General features: G+C 66.3%; 22 protein-coding genes. 16 read left to right on the top strand and 6 right to left on the bottom strand.

What is annotated here, in order from left to right; translation table 11 throughout:
• Positions 1-117 precede the first annotated feature (117 nt).
• From glyQ to ACMDW7_RS12030, 7 genes are all read left to right on the top strand, one after another.
• Complete coding sequence (gene glyQ / locus ACMDW7_RS12000; RefSeq protein WP_377300518.1) at positions 118-1,041, top strand: glycine--tRNA ligase subunit alpha; 924 nt, start codon at positions 118-120, stop codon at positions 1,039-1,041.
• Between the two features lie 119 nt (positions 1,042-1,160).
• Complete coding sequence (gene glyS, locus ACMDW7_RS12005) at positions 1,161-3,236, top strand: glycine--tRNA ligase subunit beta (RefSeq protein WP_377300517.1); 2,076 nt, start codon at positions 1,161-1,163, stop codon at positions 3,234-3,236.
• Positions 3,237-3,324: 88 nt separating this feature from the next.
• Positions 3,325-3,666: a hypothetical protein gene (locus tag ACMDW7_RS12010; RefSeq protein WP_414859549.1), complete on the top strand. Its 342-nt coding sequence runs from the start codon at positions 3,325-3,327 to the stop codon at positions 3,664-3,666.
• Complete coding sequence (locus ACMDW7_RS12015) at positions 3,653-4,276, top strand: GNAT family N-acetyltransferase (RefSeq protein ID WP_377300515.1); 624 nt, start codon at positions 3,653-3,655, stop codon at positions 4,274-4,276. The genes ACMDW7_RS12010 and ACMDW7_RS12015 overlap by 14 nt, the downstream gene beginning before the upstream one ends.
• An 18-nt stretch (positions 4,277-4,294) precedes the next feature.
• Complete coding sequence (locus ACMDW7_RS12020) at positions 4,295-5,071, top strand: lysophospholipid acyltransferase family protein (protein ID WP_377302483.1); 777 nt, start codon at positions 4,295-4,297, stop codon at positions 5,069-5,071.
• A gap of 195 nt (positions 5,072-5,266) precedes the next feature.
• Positions 5,267-5,749: an outer membrane beta-barrel protein gene (locus ACMDW7_RS12025; protein ID WP_377300514.1), complete on the top strand. Its 483-nt coding sequence runs from the start codon at positions 5,267-5,269 to the stop codon at positions 5,747-5,749.
• Between the two features lie 135 nt (positions 5,750-5,884).
• The gene (locus tag ACMDW7_RS12030; protein ID WP_377300513.1) at positions 5,885-6,709 is read left to right on the top strand and encodes a M48 family metallopeptidase; all 825 of its coding nucleotides are present in this window, start codon (positions 5,885-5,887) and stop codon (positions 6,707-6,709) included.
• A 171-nt stretch (positions 6,710-6,880) separates the two neighbouring features.
• Here the strand turns inward: ACMDW7_RS12030 and ACMDW7_RS12035 are convergent, their stop codons facing one another.
• Together ACMDW7_RS12035 and ACMDW7_RS12040 are read right to left on the bottom strand one after the other, a co-directional pair.
• The gene (locus tag ACMDW7_RS12035; RefSeq protein ID WP_377300512.1) at positions 6,881-7,240 is read right to left on the bottom strand and encodes an AzlD domain-containing protein; all 360 of its coding nucleotides are present in this window, start codon (positions 7,238-7,240) and stop codon (positions 6,881-6,883) included.
• Positions 7,237-8,010: an AzlC family ABC transporter permease gene (locus ACMDW7_RS12040; protein WP_377300511.1), complete on the bottom strand. Its 774-nt coding sequence runs from the start codon at positions 8,008-8,010 to the stop codon at positions 7,237-7,239. The genes ACMDW7_RS12035 and ACMDW7_RS12040 overlap by 4 nt, the downstream gene beginning before the upstream one ends.
• 209 nt (positions 8,011-8,219) lie before the next feature.
• On the opposite strand from ACMDW7_RS12040, the gene ACMDW7_RS12045 reads away from it, so the two are divergent.
• From ACMDW7_RS12045 to ACMDW7_RS12060, 4 genes are read left to right on the top strand one after another with little or no spacing between them, the layout of a single operon-like run.
• Positions 8,220-9,146 carry a branched-chain amino acid transaminase gene (locus ACMDW7_RS12045; protein ID WP_377300510.1) on the top strand — a complete coding sequence of 309 codons (927 nt, stop codon included), beginning with the start codon at positions 8,220-8,222 and terminating at the stop codon, positions 9,144-9,146.
• 21 nt (positions 9,147-9,167) lie between these two features.
• Entirely contained in the window at positions 9,168-9,398 is a 231-nt protein-coding gene (locus ACMDW7_RS12050; protein WP_414859550.1) for a hypothetical protein, read from the top strand.
• Between the two features lie 15 nt (positions 9,399-9,413).
• The gene (locus ACMDW7_RS12055) at positions 9,414-9,620 is read left to right on the top strand and encodes a zinc-finger domain-containing protein (protein WP_377300508.1); all 207 of its coding nucleotides are present in this window, start codon (positions 9,414-9,416) and stop codon (positions 9,618-9,620) included.
• Positions 9,621-9,655: 35 nt separating this feature from the next.
• Positions 9,656-10,117, top strand: coding sequence for a hypothetical protein (locus ACMDW7_RS12060; protein WP_377300507.1), 462 nt, complete (start codon positions 9,656-9,658; stop codon positions 10,115-10,117).
• 112 nt (positions 10,118-10,229) lie between these two features.
• Here ACMDW7_RS12060 and ACMDW7_RS12065 read toward each other — a convergent pair whose 3' ends face one another.
• The 3 genes from ACMDW7_RS12065 to ACMDW7_RS12075 all read right to left on the bottom strand — a co-directional run bounded on the left by ACMDW7_RS12065 (position 10,230) and on the right by ACMDW7_RS12075 (position 12,262).
• Positions 10,230-10,799: a DUF3455 domain-containing protein gene (locus ACMDW7_RS12065; protein ID WP_377300506.1), complete on the bottom strand. Its 570-nt coding sequence runs from the start codon at positions 10,797-10,799 to the stop codon at positions 10,230-10,232.
• A gap of 120 nt (positions 10,800-10,919) precedes the next feature.
• On the bottom strand, positions 10,920-11,618 hold the full coding sequence (locus ACMDW7_RS12070; RefSeq protein ID WP_377300505.1) for an anti-sigma factor domain-containing protein: 699 nt from the start codon (positions 11,616-11,618) through the stop codon (positions 10,920-10,922).
• Complete coding sequence (locus tag ACMDW7_RS12075) at positions 11,618-12,262, bottom strand: sigma-70 family RNA polymerase sigma factor (protein ID WP_377300504.1); 645 nt, start codon at positions 12,260-12,262, stop codon at positions 11,618-11,620. Before ACMDW7_RS12075 ends, ACMDW7_RS12070 begins: the two co-directional genes overlap by 1 nt.
• 141 nt (positions 12,263-12,403) lie before the next feature.
• Here ACMDW7_RS12075 and purU point away from each other — a divergent pair, with 141 nt between their 5' ends.
• The 5 genes from purU (at position 12,404) to ACMDW7_RS12100 (ending at position 15,935) form a co-directional block, all read left to right on the top strand.
• Positions 12,404-13,354 carry a formyltetrahydrofolate deformylase gene (purU, locus tag ACMDW7_RS12080; RefSeq protein ID WP_377300503.1) on the top strand — a complete coding sequence of 317 codons (951 nt, stop codon included), beginning with the start codon at positions 12,404-12,406 and terminating at the stop codon, positions 13,352-13,354.
• Positions 13,355-13,371: 17 nt separating this feature from the next.
• Entirely contained in the window at positions 13,372-13,818 is a 447-nt protein-coding gene (locus ACMDW7_RS12085; RefSeq protein ID WP_054125817.1) for a YybH family protein, read from the top strand.
• A gap of 35 nt (positions 13,819-13,853) precedes the next feature.
• Positions 13,854-14,270, top strand: a complete 417-nt coding sequence (locus ACMDW7_RS12090) for a DUF2314 domain-containing protein (protein ID WP_377300502.1) — start codon at positions 13,854-13,856, stop codon at positions 14,268-14,270.
• 119 nt (positions 14,271-14,389) lie between these two features.
• The gene (locus ACMDW7_RS12095; protein WP_377300501.1) at positions 14,390-15,394 is read left to right on the top strand and encodes a YheT family hydrolase; all 1,005 of its coding nucleotides are present in this window, start codon (positions 14,390-14,392) and stop codon (positions 15,392-15,394) included.
• A 10-nt stretch (positions 15,395-15,404) separates the two neighbouring features.
• The gene (locus tag ACMDW7_RS12100; protein ID WP_377300500.1) at positions 15,405-15,935 is read left to right on the top strand and encodes a DUF2946 family protein; all 531 of its coding nucleotides are present in this window, start codon (positions 15,405-15,407) and stop codon (positions 15,933-15,935) included.
• A 342-nt stretch (positions 15,936-16,277) separates the two neighbouring features.
• On the opposite strand, the gene ACMDW7_RS12105 is transcribed toward ACMDW7_RS12100, so the two are convergent.
• Complete coding sequence (locus ACMDW7_RS12105) at positions 16,278-16,586, bottom strand: hypothetical protein (RefSeq protein WP_377300499.1); 309 nt, start codon at positions 16,584-16,586, stop codon at positions 16,278-16,280.
• Position 16,587 lies beyond the last annotated feature (1 nt).

Here is a 16,587-nt window from a genome sequence, read left to right on the forward strand (position 1 = left end):
GCAGCATGACGCGCCGCCGTGGCGCACGAGGCGGCGCAGCCGCGGGGCACGAAGCGGCTCAGTCACGGGGCGCCCCAGCCGCCGAAAGTAAACTCGGCGGCTTCCAAGGTGCCCGCCATGCTCACATTCCAAGAACTCATTCTTCGCCTGCAGACCTACTGGAACGACCAGGGCTGCGCGCTCATGCAGCCCATCGATCTGGAAGTGGGCGCCGGTACGAGCCATGTGCACACCTTTCTGCGCGCCATCGGCCCGGAGCCCTGGCGCGCGGCCTATGTGCAGCCCAGCCGCCGCCCCAAGGACGGCCGCTACGGCGAGAACCCCAACCGCCTGCAGCACTATTACCAGTACCAGGTGGTGCTCAAGCCCTCGCCCGAGAACATTCTTGACCTCTACCTCGGCTCGCTGAAGGCGATTGGCATCGACCCGCTCAAGCACGACATCCGCTTTGTGGAAGACGACTGGGAGAACCCCACGCTGGGCGCCTGGGGCCTGGGCTGGGAGGTGTGGCTGGACGGCATGGAGGTCACTCAGTTCACCTACTTCCAGCAGGTAGGCGGCCTGGAGTGCCGGCCCATCACCGGCGAGATCACCTACGGCCTGGAGCGCCTGTGCATGTATCTGCAGGGCGTGGAGAACGTGTACGACCTGACCTGGACGCGCTGGACCGAGCGCGGCGTGGAGCGCACGCTGACCTACGGCGACGTGTATCACCAGAACGAGGTCGAGCAGAGCACCTTCAACTTCGAGCACAGCAACGTCGAGTTCCTGCTGCACCAGTTCAATGAGTACGAGGCGCAGGCCAAGCGGCTCATGGAAGCGCAGCTGGCCCTGCCGGCCTACGAGTCCGTGCTCAAGTGCGGCCACACCTTCAACCTGCTCGATGCGCGCGGCGCCATTTCCGTCACGGAGCGCGCCGCTTACATCGGCCGCATCCGCAACCTGGCCCGCACCGTGGCGCAGAGCTACTACGACAGCCGCGCGCGCCTGGGCTTCCCGATGTGCGGCCCCGGCGGCGGCGTGGCCAGCCAGGCCGCCTGAGACTGAACTGCGGCCTTTCCGGGGCACATCTGGAAAGGCTTTCCGCTTGTCTGGCAAGGGTTTCCAGCCATTTTGGCCTGAAGAGCCGCGCCAATGCTTGATCCAGCTTCAAAGATCCTATGAACGCCCTGCTCGTTGAACTGCTCACCGAAGAACTGCCGCCCAAGGCCCTGAAGAAGCTGGGTGAGGCCTTTGCCGCCGGCCTGCGCGACGGTCTGGCCGCGCGCAAGCTGCTGGCCGCCGGCAGCGTGGCCACCGCCTACGCCACGCCGCGCCGCCTGGCCGTGCACATCACGCAGGTGGCCACCGTGGGCCCGGACGAAGCCCGCCGCGACAAGGTGCTGCCCGTGGCCGTGGCCCTGGGGGCCGACGGCACACCGCAGCCGCCGCTGCTCAAGAAGCTGGCTGCCCTGGGCCTGAGCGAGGCCGACATCCCCAGACTCACCCGCGCCATGGACGGCAAGGCCGAGGCCCTGTTCCACGAATACACCGCACCGGGTCAGGCCCTGGCTGACGCGCTGCAGACCGTGCTCACCGACACCGTGGCCAAACTGCCGATTCCCAAGGTGATGTTCTACGAGCGGGATGACGGCACGGCGGTGAATTTCGTGCGCCCGGCGCACAAGCTCATTGCCCTGCACGGCAGCAGCGTGGTGCCGGTGAGCGTGCTCGGCTTGCAGGCCGGCAACGTGAGCCTGGGCCACCGCTTCCACTGCGAAGACGAGCTCGTGATTGCCAGCGCCGACACCTACGCCAGCAGCCTGCGCGAGCACGGCAAGGTGGTGGCCAGCTTTGCCGAGCGCCGCGCGAGCATCGAGGCGCAGCTCAAGCACCTGAGCCGGGGCGACGAGGTGATTGCGCCGGACGCGCTGCTGGATGAAGTGACCGCGCTGGTGGAATGGCCGGTGGTCTATGAATGCCACTTCGAGCGCGAGTTTCTGGAAGTGCCGCAGGAATGTCTGATCCTGACGATGCAGACCAACCAGAAGTACTTCGCTACCCAGAAGGACGGCAAGCTCACGAACCGCTTCCTGATCGTCTCCAACATCGAGACGACCGACCCGAGCCAGATCATCGGCGGCAACGAACGCGTGGTGCGCCCCCGCCTGGCCGATGCGCGCTTTTTCTTCACGCAGGACAAGAAGCTCAAGCTCGCAGACCGCCTGCCCAAGCTGGCCAGTGTGGTCTATCACAACAAGCTGGGCAGCCAGGGTGAGCGCAATGCGCGTGTGGTCGCGATTGCCCAGGCCATTGCCACGATGCTCAAGGCCGACGCCGCGAAGGCCGAGCGCGCCGCCATGCTCTCCAAGGCCGATCTCGTCACCGACATGGTGGGCGAGTTCCCGGAGCTGCAGGGCATCATGGGCCGCTACTACGCCCTGCACGATGGCGAAGACACCGAGGTGGCCGAGGCCATCAAGGAGCACTACCAGCCCCGCTTTGCTGGCGATGCCCTGCCCGCCACAACCACCGGCACCATCGTCGCGCTGGCCGACAAGCTGGAGACGCTCGCCGGCCTGTTTGCCATCGGCCAGCTGCCCACCGGCGACAAGGACCCCTTTGCGCTGCGCCGTCATGCGCTGGGCGTGATCCGCATGCTGATCGAGAAGGATCTGCCGCTGGCGGTGCCCGCGCTCGTCCAGGCCGCGTTCGGCACCTTCAAGACCGTGGGCGAGACCGCGCAGGCCGATCTGCTCACCTTCGTGTACGACCGCCTCGTGGGTGCGCTGCGCGAGCAGGGCTATAGCGCCCAGGAAGTGGACGCCGTCATCAGCCTGCGCCCGAACCGCTGGGGCGACATCCCCCGCCGCCTCGAAGCCGTGCGCGCCTTCGCTGCGCTGCCCGAGTCCCAAGCCCTGGCCGCCGCCAACAAGCGCATCGGCAACATTCTCAAGAAGGCCGAGGGCGAGGTGCCCGGCGGCGTGGATGCGGCCCTGCTCAAGGAACCTGCCGAACAGGCCCTGCACAACGCCATGCACGGCGCCACACCGATTGCCGACAAGCTCTTTGCAAACGGTGAGTACACCGCCAGCCTGCGCGAACTGGCCAGCCTGCGCGCCCCGGTGGACGCCTTCTTTGACGGCGTGATGGTGAACGCCGAAGACGCCGCCCTGCGCAACAACCGCCTGGCCCTGCTCAAGCAGCTGCACGAAGCCATGAACCGCGTGGCAGATTTGTCGAAACTGGCGGTGTGATGCGATGGCGCAACCGGTGACCTACGTACACGCGGCACCGAGCAGGCCAGCTGTACTCGCGGCGCCGGGAGTTGCATATCGGGCCGTCGTGATCGAGGAGTCGTCGCCGAGCGATGCATGGCGGGACGCTATGGCACAGACGTTGGTCTCAACGGGCTGCCGCTACATGATGGCTTGGGGTCCGAATGCCAGCGTGTGGGATGACGCGGTGGACGGCGCGTGCATTGAACGCAATGGCGATCTCGACGCGGATGACCCAGCCTTCGTGATGACGACGTGGCATGACAGTGAATCAATGAACGACGTGTTCGAGTACTGCAAGCAATTCGCGACACACGTCGCGCTCAGTCCGACCAGCCCGACCTACATCATTCATGTCAGCGACACCGAAAACCGTGACGCTCTGCTAGCCCAATATGAACGCGCCTGAGTCACACGTCGACCCCCTGCTCCTCACCCTGCCCACGGTCCTCACCGGCACGCAGGCCCGCCTGCATGCCTACACGGATGCCGACGGCGCGGCCGTGCGCGACTGCGTGCTGGCCAGCCGCGAGCACCTGGCGCCCTGGATGCCCTGGGTCAAGGACTGGGACGACCCGCTGCAGGGCGAGCGCTATGTGCGCAAGATGCAGGCGCAGTGGATCAAGCGCGAGGACTTCGTCTTCATCATCCGCGACGCCGCCACCGGCGCCTTTGCAGGGGCCTGCGGCCTGCATGAGCCGGACTGGTCGGTGCCCAAGCTGATGATCGGCTACTGGATCTCGCCGGCCTTCCAGGGCAAGGGGCTGGTGACGGAAGCCACGCGCCTGCTGGTGAAGTTCGGCTTCGAGCATCTGCAAGCGCAGCGTCTGTCCATCACCTGCGACGCCGCAAATGTGCGCAGCGCGAACGTGCCGCAACGGGCCGGCTTCACGCAGGAGGCCTACATCCGCAATGAGCGCCGCAACGCCGCCGGGGCCCTGTCGGACACCCTGCTCTTCGGCCTCACGCGCGAGGACTGGCTGGCCCTGCGTGCGGCCGGCTCACCTGAAGTGCTCTAGGGTCTGTTGACACTGCTCATGCGCGCCTTCTACTTCATCCGCTCGCTGCTGTACGTGCTGATCTGCACGGCCTCCATCAGCCTGTACATCCTCGTGTGCGTGCTGTGCTTTCCGCTGCCGGTGAGCACGCGCTACAAGATCACGATGGCCTGGCCCAAGTTCTCCACCTGGTTTGCCTCGTGGTTCCTGGGCATCCGCTGGCAGAAGAAGGGCTGGGACAACATCCCGGACACGCCCTGCATCATCCTGGCCAAGCACCAGAGTGCCTGGGAGACCTGCTTTCTGCCGGGCTACTTCCCGCACGAGCTGTGCTTTGTATACAAGCGCGAGCTGAACTGGCTGCCCTTCTTCGGCTGGGGGCTGGCGCTGCTGGACATGATCGCCATCAACCGCAGCCGCGGCAGCGAGGCCTTCGAGCAGATCGTCACGCAGGGCCGCCGCAAGGCCGCCGAAGGCCGCTGGGTGATCTTCTTCCCGGAAGGCACGCGCACCCTGCCCGGTGCCTACAAGCCCTACAAGACCGGCGGCGCGCGTCTGGCGCTGCGTCTGGGCCTGCCGGTGCTGCCGATTGCGATCAACAGCGGCGAGTGCTGGCCGCGCAATGCCTTCATCAAGACGCCGGGCACCATCACCGTGAGCGTGGGGCCGGTCATCCGCCCCGAAGGCCACACGATGGAAAGCCTCACCCAGGCCACCGAGGACTGGATCGAGGCCGAGATGCGCGTGCTGTCGCCGCACCGCTACGCCCAGCCTGCCCCGGAGGTGCAGACCTCGCGCACCGCCAGCGCCGCCTGACCCAGCGCGACGCGCGCGCGGCAGGTGCGGCCGCCCGCTTCGCAAGGCGCGTGCAATTGCAAGCGGCCGTCGCGCAATCGCTCACGCCGAAAAGTCCGTTTACATCTTGAACGCCGCTGCAGCCGGTTGCGCTGCGCAGGTCTGAGACCATTGGCGCTCCGCTGTACATGCAGCACTTTCAGACCTCAAGACACCATGAAGAAGACCCTTTCGCTCCTCGCCCTGAGTTCCGCCCTGGCCTTCGGCGCCGCTGCCCCGGCCCTGGCCAATGACGTCGGCCCCTACGGCGGTATCGACCTGGGCATCACCGACATCGACGGTGCCGACAGCGAAGTCGGCTTTGGCGCCTTTCTGGGCTACCGCATCAATGCCAACCTGGCCGGCGAAGTCGCGCTGCGCCGCTTGGGCAGCTTTGGCGGTGTGGATCTGAACGCCTTCCAGATCTCTGCGCTGGGCATCCTGCCATTCAACAACCAGACCAGCGGCTACCTGCGCGTGGGCTACGGCTTCAATGACGCCGACTGCGGCGTGGGCCGCCGCTGCAGCGCGGATGACCGTGCGATCTTCGGCTTTGGCCTGCGCCACCAGCTCAACCGCCAGCTGACCCTGCGCGGCGAGTACACCTCGGTGGCCAAGGATGCCGACCAGTTCAACGTGGGCCTGGAGTTCAAGTTCTGAGCATCGCCCGACGCTGAGAAGACGCCCCGCTCGGGGCGTTTTTGCTTTTGTGCCACGCCTCCTGCCGGGCGGGCTGCGACGTGCTGGGCAGCGCCCACCCCGCCGATATACTTCGGGCTTCCCTCCTGGTGCTCGATGAATCCTCTCGCGTCCCCTGAACCCACCCAGTTCGCGCTCGATTTCGGCGCGCAGGACGCCCCTCCCCCGAAAACCGCCGACGCTCGCGACCCGAATGCGCGCCTGATCAGCTTTGGCGGCAACGTGGTCGAGTACACGCTCAAGCGCGGCAAGCGCCGCACCATCGGCTTCACCATCGATGATCGTGGGCTCTCTGTGAGTGCGCCGCGCTGGGTGCTGCTGCGCGACATCGAGCAGGCCCTGCACGAGCGGCAGCGCTGGATTCTGGACAAGCTGGCCGAATGGCAGGCGCGCCGCGCCCGCATGGTGGTGCACACCACCAAGTGGGAGCATGGCACCACCCTGCCCTACCTGGGCCGCACCATCACCGTGGCGCTGGGCACCGGCACGCCGGTCACGCGCCTGCAGCTGGGCATGTTTGCGCAGGAGACCCTGCTGCTGGCCCTGCCCGAGGACGCCAGCGAACAGCGCATCAAGGACGCCGTGCAGGGCTGGCTGCAGACCGAGGCCCTGCGCATCTATGCCGAGCGGATTCCGGTCTTCGAGCAGCAGCTGGGCGTGAAGATCAGCCAGCTCAAGCTGTCATCGGCCAGCACGCGCTGGGGCAGCGCCACGAGCGACGGCAAGATCCGCCTGCACTGGCGGCTGGTGCACTTCGGGCCGGACGTGATCGACTACGTGATCGCCCACGAGCTGGCGCACCTGCGCGAGATGAACCACAGCCCGCGCTTCTGGCAGGTGGTGGAAAGCGTCCTGCCCGGCTTCGAGCAGGCCCGCCGCGCCCTGCGCGACGCCGCCCAGCAGCCGCTGCCGCAGTTCTGAGGGCATTTCGGCGATTTTTTGGCCGAAACAGCCTCATTTCAGGCTGATTTCAAGACAGAAAAACCCCGGGATCCGCACAGCACAAGCGGAAAGCCAGGGAGCGGCATTCCTGCCGATTTCTGTCCGAAAATAATACTTATGCAGCGAGCGCTAGCCAGAACGCGGTCACGCTCACAGCAGCGGCAGCCCCAGCCGCAGGGCCGTGAACACGCCCATGCCCACGCCGATCATCAGCAGCATGTTGCGCTTGATGAGAAACACGGCCGCCGCGGCCAGCACGGCCCAGATGCGCAGGTTCTCCGGGCTGAGCATGAGCTGCCCGCCGCGCACGAAGACCTCGGGGAAGATGATGCCGGCCAGCGCGCAGGCCGGCGCGTAGCGCAGCGCCCGCTCCACCCGACTGGGCAGCTCGAAGCTCGCCGGCAGCACCCAGAAGCTGGCGCGCGTGACCACGCTGGCCACCGTGATGCCCAGGATGGCCACGATCAGGTAGACCGTGGTCCAGTCGATGGCGTCCATGAACGCGTTCACTGCGGCGCCTCGGGTTTCTTGAACGCCGCCGTGGCCCGGTAGGCCACCGGCTCGATCAGCACCGCCGCCGCCACGCCGGCCAGCACGCTCACCAGCAGACCCAGGCGCATGGGCAGGCCCGCAAGGATGATTGACAAGGCGCCCGTGACCAGCACGCCCAGCACCGCCGGCGCGTTGGCCGACAGCGGGATCAGCACGGCCACCAGGGCCAGCACGGCGGCCAGCTCCAGCCCCCACTGCTGCGGAATGACCGAGGCCAGCGCAATGCCCGCCACGCTGGCCACCTGCCAGCAGGTCCAGTTGGTGGCAATGCCGCCCGCCCAGAAGCCCCACTGCTGCGGCGTGCCCTTGGTTTCTGCGTTGCCATATCGGCCCATGAAGAGCACGTAGTTCAAGTCACCCGTCAGGTAGCCGCCGAACAGGCGCTGCTTGAGCGTGAGCCCGGCAAAGTAGGGCCGCAAGCCGGCCGAGAAGATCACGAAGCGCAGGTTCACGATCAGCGCCGTGGCCCACACGATCGGCAGCGGCGTACCCAGGGCCAGCAGGGGCAGCGTGGCCAGCTGCGCGCTGCCCGCAAACACCGTGAAGGTCATGAACAGGGCCATGGCCGGCGACAGGCCGCTCTTGACCATGGCCACGCCCGTCACCAGCCCCCAGGACGCAATGGCGATCGAGGCCGGCAGCATCTGCCGCGCGCCGATCGCAAATTCGTCTCGGTCCAGCGGGGGCACATACTGCGCCGCCCAGGCTGGCAGGGGGATGAGGTTCATGGAGGTGGGAAGCGGCGCGCCGGGCCCGGTGGGCCGCACGCCAGAGGAGGAGACCGCAGTGTAGAAGTGCAGGCTTGCCGGGCGTCCCGGCGGGACCGGCACTCCACCGGGCCGCAATAAACTCGTGGTTTTCGCCGGCCTTGGGCTGTGCGAAGCCTGCAAGACGGCATGCCAAACAATCGCCGCACAACCTTCAAGGGAGCAGAACCATGTCAATGGCCGACCGCGACGGCAAGATCTGGATGGATGGGCAGATGGTGGAGTGGCGCGACGCCAAGATCCACGTGCTCACCCACACCCTGCACTACGGCTGCGGCGCCTTTGAAGGCGTGCGCGCCTACCAGCAGCCGGACGGCGGCGCCGCCATCTTCCGCCTGCAGGAGCACACCGAGCGCCTGTTCAACAGCGGCAAGATCCTGCGCATGAAGATCCCCTTCACGGTGGACGAAGTCATGCAGGCGCAGAAGGACGTGGTCCGCGCCAACAACCTGCCCTCCTGCTACATCCGCCCGCTGATCTGGATCGGCAGCGAGAAGCTGGGCGTCAGCCCCAAGGGCAACAAGGTGCACATCATGGTGGCCGCATGGGCCTGGGGCGCGTACCTGGGTGAAGAGGGCCTGAAGCGCGGCATTCGCGTCAAGACCAGCAGCTACACCCGCCACCACGTCAACATCACCATGACGCAGGCCAAGGCGGTAAGCAACTACACCAACAGCATCCTGGCCAACATGGAAGCCACCGAAGACGGCTACGACGAAGCCCTGCTGCTGGACCCCTCCGGCTTCGTGAGCGAAGGCGCGGGCGAGAACCTGTTCGTCATCAAGGGCGGCAAGGTCTACACACCAGACCTGTCGGCCGGGGCGCTCAACGGCATCACCCGCAACACCATCTTCGCGATCTGCCAGGACCTCGGCATCCCGCTGATCGAAAAGCGCATCACCCGCGACGAGGTCTACATCTGCGACGAAGCCTTCTTCACTGGCACCGCCGCGGAAGTGACCCCCATCCGCGAGCTGGACCGCGTGCAGATCGGCCAGGGCAGCCGTGGCCCGATCACCGAAAAGATCCAGACCGCCTTCTTCGACATCGTCAACGGCCGCAACCCCAAGTACGCCAGCTGGCTGGCGAAGGTTTGAGCCCTCGACCGCCAGGCCGACATGCATCCCTTGTATGCCCTGCTCGCACGCCTTGAAGCGAACGGCATTCATTTCACGATCGGAAGGCACCGGCCGGACACCGTGATGCTGACGCTGACACTCGTTGGAGAGCGCGTGGAGATCGACGTCTTTGAAGACGGCCGAATGGAGGTTTCTCGCTTCACCGGCAACGAAGACGTCGTGGGCGACGCAAGCCTTGTCGACGAGTTGGTACGAATGAACTCTGACTGAAACTGGTAGACCATCATGAGCACCACCACCCAGACCCCCATCGAACTCACCGCCGCCGACCTGCAGGGCCCCGGCGTGGTCTTCTGCCCCAACCCCAAGATGCCGCTGTGGAGCAACCACCCGCGTGTGTTCCTGGACGTCGCCACCACCGGCAGCGCCAAGTGCCCCTACTGCGGCACGGAGTACGTGCTGAAGGCGGGGGAGAAGGTGCACGGGCATTGACATACACCGCCCGATTTGGCTCGACATCTAGCGAAATGGGAGAGCTCGAATGCGCGGAGAAGGTTGAGGCCTGGCCTCAACCTTCCTCAGTCGGCGAAGCTGCGATCAATTCAGGCAGCGGACCGTTACTAGTTGCCTATGCGACCGGCGACGACAAGTTTGCGGTGATCGAGATCCATCGATATCACTACCTTGTGTACGGACTCCCTAACGACGAGGCACTTCAAGGACACCCGTTGTATGGCAAGGGGCTCAGCTACTACTCGGTCCACAGAGTCAGGCACTCGAAGCTGATCGATCAGCTTGAGGTACGAAACGCCGTACACCCGAGGCACGACCGTGCACAGTTTCTCGCCGGCAAAGAGCACTACATCATTACCTTCCAGGATGCGACCCTGGAGCTGGTAATCACAAACAAGTCAGCAGCCGATTTGAAGGTTCACGTGTTCGATGACGCCACCCAAGCTGCAACGGCCTTCGGTACGCGCCTGAGTTGAGCGGTTCGCTCGCACGGCACGAGCGCCGCCCGCTCTCGCGACGGCAGGCGGCACGGCATCCGCGTCGTTGCTCTTGCTCCCACCAGCGTCGATCACACGCATCTAGCCCGAATCACCGCCCATACATCACATAGTCCGCCGCATAGGCCACCTGTCGCGTCTCGCCCCGGTTCGCGGCGGCGCAGGGCGCTGCGGGAGCGACACCACCACTGGTGTTCAGGCGCTGGATGAAGTTCACGCCCTGCAGCACACCCGTACCCATCGCGGGTTCGGCGCGCACCAGTTGCAGGGGGATGTTGCCGGGCTGGGCGGGCGCCACGGCGACCTGCTTGCCGGTGAGCTTGGAGCCGTCCATGTGCTCCCAGGTGGGGCCGCCGTAGTACTTGCCAACAACCTTGCCGTTGGCGTCCGTGAGGTCGGCCTTGGGTACCACGAAGGCCCAGGCGAACTGGCCGGGCATCTGCGCATTCTCCCGGCACTCATAGGTGATGTCGCCTGCGCCGCGGGTCCAAAGCTTCTGCATCTCGCCGGCCGGCACACGCACGGCCTCGGGCAGGGCGGCGTTGTCCACGCGCGGGTCGGCCATCATGGGCGTGCTGGCGCAGGCGGCCAGCAGCACGGGGGCGGCGGCCAGCGCCAGCAGGGCGCGGGCGGACGGGCGGGTGTGGAGCTTGGTGGTCATGGTGGGCCTCTCGTGATCGGTTGAATGAGCGGCAGGCCCCAGCCTGCCGCCTCACGAAAGACCCTTACGCACGGCGCAGCGGTTTGGATGCAGCGCATCGCCGCGAGCCGCATCCAGTAACTAAATCTCCAGCTTGCCCAGCGACAGGATCGGCCCAGTGGGCGCGCCGGTCTTGGAGCCGCCAGCAGGCTCCAGGCTCACGGCAAAGGCCGCGGTGTTGCGCAGCAGCTCGGCACGCACCACGGTGGTGGCGCCCTGGGCGGCCACCAGGCCCAGCGAGCGCGGTGCGCCCTGCGCGGGCACGGCCCAGAGTTCGAGCGCGCGGGTGGCGTCCACATTGACGCCGCCCACGGGCCGCAGCACCAGGGCCTTGCCGTCTGCGCTCACGCTGGCCACAAAGCTGGCCTGCATGACGCTCGCCGCCTCGGGGTTGGTACCGAGCACCACCACGATGGGCGGCTGAGTGGGTTGCGGCTGGGCGATCAGCACGGCCAGGGCGATGGCCGCCGCGCCGGCGAGACCCGTGGCGCCCTGCCAGAGACCCAGGCGTTGCCACCAGCGCAGCGGCGCCTGAGCTGCAACCGACACCGCACCAAACAATTGCTGCTCAATGCGCTGCCACACGCGCGGCGACGGCTGCACCGGCGTCACTGTGGCCGCGAGTGGCACCAGGCGGCGCTGCCAGCGGGCCACGGCATCCTGCAGCTGCGGGTGGGCGGGCAGCAGGGCTTCAAAGCGGCGGCGGGCGCCACCGCGCAGGGTGCCCAGCACGTATTCGGAGGCGAGGCGATCGGCGAGTGGGGGGCGGCTGTAGTCCATCAGCTCACCGCCTTCTCTGTTTGCGCCGCCCGCTCCAGGCAGGCCTTCAGGGCCAGCAGGCCGCGGCGCACCCAGCTCTTGACCGTGCCCAGGGGCTGGCGCAGCTGCTCGGCCACCTCGGCATGGCTCAGGCCCTCGTAGAAGGCCAGGGCCACGCTCTGCTGCTGCTCGCGCGTCAAGCCGGTCACGCAGCGCTTCAATGCTCGCGCATCCGCCGCCTGTTCAAACAGCTCCATGGGGCCGGGCGCGTCGCTCGCCAGGCCGGCGAGCAGGTCGCCGCCGCCTTCGTCGTCGTCATCGGCATAGCGGCTCACGGTCTGCGGCTCTGCGTCGCGCCGCCGCAGGCTATCGATGGCGCGGTTGCGGGCGATGCTGGCCAGCCAGGTCATGGGCTGGGCCAGGCTGGCGTTGAAGCTCTGCGCAGCGCGCCAGACGTTCACATACACCTCCTGCAGCACGTCTTCGGCGGCGTCGCGCTCGCGCACGATGCGCAGCACCACGCCCAGCAGCGGGCTGCTGGTGAGTTCGTACAGGCGAGCAAAGGCCTTGCGGTCACTCAAGGCTGTGCGGGCGAGCAGATCGGCCAGTTCGTGGCTCTTCTGGGTCCAGTCCGTGGCCGGCTGGGGGCTGGGGGATGCGGGCATGAATCGATTCTATGGACGGGAAGGGATGAACGGCAGCGCACTGCCACCCTGCCCTCTACGCGGGCCGGGCCGGATTGGATGCAGCGCAACCGATGCCGCGCGCCGGGTGAGCTGCGTTGTCCTACATACAATCCACCCACGATGAACGACCGCGCCCCCACCGCCGCCCCAGACGCCAGCGTCTCCCTGTCCGGGCGCCGCCCGCAGCGTGAGTTTGTGCTCACCTTGAGCTGCCCGGACGCCAAGGGCATTGTGTATGCCGTCTCGGGCCTGCTGTTCCAGGCGGGCTGCAACATCATTGATTCGCAACAGTTTGGCGATGTGCAGAGTGAGGACGGCACCGGCCTGTTCTTCATGCGCGTGCACTTCGAGGCGCCCGAGCACCTGGCCAGCATCCAGACCCTGGACACGCTCTTCAGAAGCGTGCGCGACCAGTTCCGCATGCAGGCCACCTTTCACAGCCTGGCCGCGCCCACACGCGTGTTGCTGCTGGTGAGCAAGCAGGGCCACTGCCTGAACGATCTGCTGTTTCGCTGGAAGACGGGCAACCTGGGCGGCCCGCAGGGCGTGGAAGTGAGCGCCATCGTCTCCAACCACCCGGACTTTGCGGACTTGGCTGCCAGCTACGGCCTGCCCTTTCAGCATCTGCCTTTGGCCGCTGGCGCAAGCGCCGAAGCCAAGCGCGCCCAGGAGCAGCGCATCGAAGCGCTCATGGCCGAGCACCGCGTGGAGCTGGTGGTGCTGGCGCGCTACATGCAGATTCTGTCGCCCGAGTTCTGCGCCACGCTCGCGGGCCGCGCCATCAATATCCACCACAGCTTTCTGCCCAGCTTCAAGGGCGCGCGGCCCTATGCCCAGGCCCATGCGCGCGGCGTGAAGATGATCGGCGCCACCGCCCACTACGTGACCGGCGATCTGGACGAAGGCCCGATCATCGAGCAGGATGTGGAGCGCGTGGACCACAGCCTCTCGCCCGAGGACCTCGCCGCCATCGGCCGGGACGTCGAATGCCGCGTGCTGGCCCGCGCCGTGCGCTGGCATACCGAACACCGCGTGCTGCTCAACGGGCAGCGCACCATCATCTTCCGCTGACAGGACACTCGACCATCATGAGTCGCCCGCCCGGCAACCTCTTCACCACCGCTCTGGACGTTGAAAACGCCTTCTACGAAGCGCTCGAGCGCAGCGACGTGGACGCCCTCATGGCCCTGTGGGCCGACGACGAGGAGATCGTCTGCATCCACCCCGGCGGCCCGCGCCTGGTGGGCTTCGAGGCCGTGCGCGCCGCCTGGCAGGAAGTGCTGGGCAACGGCAGCCTGAGCATCCATGTGGTCAGCCGCACCGTGATGGCCAATCTGTCCAGCGCCGTGCACCACGTGATCGAGCAGGTGGAGGTGCAGGTCCGCGGCGAGATCCAGCGCGTGAACGTCGCCGCCACCAACGTCTTCTTCAAGACCCCCACCGGCTGGAAGCTCGTCGCCCACCACGCCAGCCCGGCGGGTGAGGACGTGGATGAGGATGTGCAGCAGCGGCCGGCGAGCCGGGCGTTGCATTGAGACGTGCATCACATCCATCCAGCACTGAATCACCAATGGATTTCTCAGAGTTCGCCAGCGATGACGCGGCCATGCAGTTCGCGATCGAAGAGGCGCAGCGGACGCTGCCGACGTTCTTTGAGCATTACGCCTCACCGCGTCCGGGGCAGCAACACTTTCTACTCAAGGTGAAGTTTGAGCACGATGGCGCGATCGAACACATCTGGATCGCCGACATCGACCCCTCTGTTTCCCCTCTGGAGGGCACGATCGCCAATGAGCCCAGCATCGGCGGCCTTCAATATCTCGACCGCGTGACGTTTCAGCCCGATCAGATCACTGACTGGATGATCATTGAAAACGGCTCGATGGTTGGCGGCTTCACCAGTCAGGTGGCGATCAGCAGGATGAGCGACGCACAGCGACGCGAATATTTGGCTTCGCTGCCTTACCGCGTTCCCGGGTACGAGTGATGCTGCGCCCGCGCAGCCTGACACACGAGATAAGCGGATTCGCCTTCCCGCTTGTCCCATGCGCCTTTCCAGCCACTTTGCCTTGAAGATCAGCCACCAGAGCCATTCTTGACTCCCGCATGCCCCACCGCACCCAGCCCACTCAACCCCTTCACCGCCCCCTGCGCCTGAGCGACCCCGCTGCGCCCTGGTGGCTGCCGGGCGGGCATGCGCAGACCATCTGGCCGGCGCTGTTTTCGCCTGCGCCTACGCTGGCCCTACGGCGTGAGCGCTGGGAGTGGAACGATGGCGACTTCGTGGATGCCGACTGGGTGCAGCCCGAGCCGCGCGAGGCCTGGGCGCCGGTGCTGGTGATCTTTCACGGGCTGGAGGGCTCGTCCAAAAGCCACTACGCCCGCGCGATTGCGCACGCCGCCACCCGCGCCGGCCTGCGCGTGGTGATCGTGCACTTTCGCGGCTGCAGCGGCGAACCCAACCGCCTGGCGCGGGCCTACCACTCGGGCGACGCCGACGAGATCGAGCGCGTGGCGCAGCGCCTGCACGCCAGCTACCCAGTGGCGAGCCTCTATGCCTGCGGCATCAGCCTGGGTGGCAGCGCGCTGGCCAACTATGTGGCGCTGCGTGGCGAGGCGTGTCTGTTCAGCGCCGCGGTGGCCGCCTGCGCGCCGCTGGACCTGGCCGCCGGTGGCGCCGCCATCAGCCAGGGCTTCTCCATGGTCTACACGCGCATGTTCCTGCGCACGATGAAGCGCAAAGCCATGGAGAAGCTGGCGCGCTTTCCCGGCTTGTTTGATGCCGCCAAGATGCGCGTGGCGCGCGACCTCTACGACTTCGACAACCTCTTCACCGCGCCCGTGCACGGCTACCGCAACACCGAGGACTACTGGGCCCGCGCCAGCGCCAAGCCGCATCTGCGCGGCGCCACAAAACCGCTCTTGCTGGTCAACCCGCTCAATGACCCCTTCGTCCCCGCCGCCAGCCTGCCCAAGCCGAATGAAGTCTCCCCCGCCGTCACCCTGCACTACCCCAGGCACGGCGGCCACGTGGGCTTTGCCACGGGCGGCATGCCCGGCAGGCTGGACTGGCTGCCGGCCATGGTGCTGGATTACCTGGGCGTGAAGTAGAGGCTCGCGCATGGATGCCATCGTCCTGGCCGCCATGAAGAAGTGGCCCAACGTGCCCCACTGCCACGGCTGGCTGCGGCTGGACGCCCTGGGCCGCTGGCGCATGGCGCGCTTTGAAGGAGACTTTCCGGGCGACGTGGTGCGCCACCAGGGCCTGGCCGACTTCATCGCCCGCAACTACCAGCCCAACGAACGCGGCGAGTGGTATTTCCAGAACGGCCCGCAGCGCGTGTACGTCAGCCTCGAATACACCCCCCAGGTGCTGCGCCTGGCGGATGGCGCGAGCCTCGCGCTCCTCACCCACGGCGGCCTGCGCGTGGAGCGCGATTGGCAGCACGCTGGCGCCTGGGCGGATGAAGACGGCCACGTGCTCATCGACACCGAACACGGCGTGGGCGTCATCGACGCCCGCGACCTCACCGCGTTTGTAGGGCGGACGGAAGCGGCGGGGCTGATCGACAAGCTTCAGCCCATTGCCCGCGCCGAGGTGCCGGCGCGGTTTGGGTTTGTGGCGGTGCCAGCCAAGGCGGCAGCGGGCTGAGAAGGCCTTTCCGCTGAACCCGGGGTTTCGCGGAGCACTGCTCCGCGCCGGGTGAAGGTGAAGCCGAGGCAACACCGCTTGGCCGTGGCGCAACGACGATCGCGTGCAAGCGATCGGCTACACAAAGGCTTTGCCACTTTTCTGGTAAGGACGTTCAGCCGATTTACTCTCAAGACGCGCTTGCAGAGCCGATCTGCAAAACTGCCACACGCCCGACCCACCATCCATGCGTCTTTTCAAGTCAAGGTGCCTGGAAAGCCGCAGGGGGCAGGCGATGCGGCCACTACGCCCGCTGCTAGTACAGCGAACCATTTCAAGACTGATATTCCCAAATCTCTCAAGCTACTTGGGTTTCATATCGCTTAGCACACTTGACGCCAGGAGAGCTTCAATCGGATATAAAAAACCCCATTCCTTAGAAAAGACCGTTCCCACCGTTCGCTCTTTAAATGCCTTGCTGGCTTCGTCAATGCGCTTCGCACATGTCACATCAGCGGCAGTTTCAAGCTGTCCCGAATAGTGCTCGAAGAACGCATCACGAAACCGCTCAGAGTGCTTTATGTAAATACCACTTGCACGTTGACCAAGCCCGAGACCCAGCAGTATGCCAAGAACTAAAGATAAAACCGCAACCAGTAAAAATCGATACATT

The sequence above is a fragment of the Piscinibacterium candidicorallinum genome (genome assembly GCF_047549485.1).
In the GTDB taxonomy this organism is placed as follows: Bacteria; Pseudomonadota; Gammaproteobacteria; order Burkholderiales; family Burkholderiaceae_C; genus Piscinibacterium; species Piscinibacterium candidicorallinum.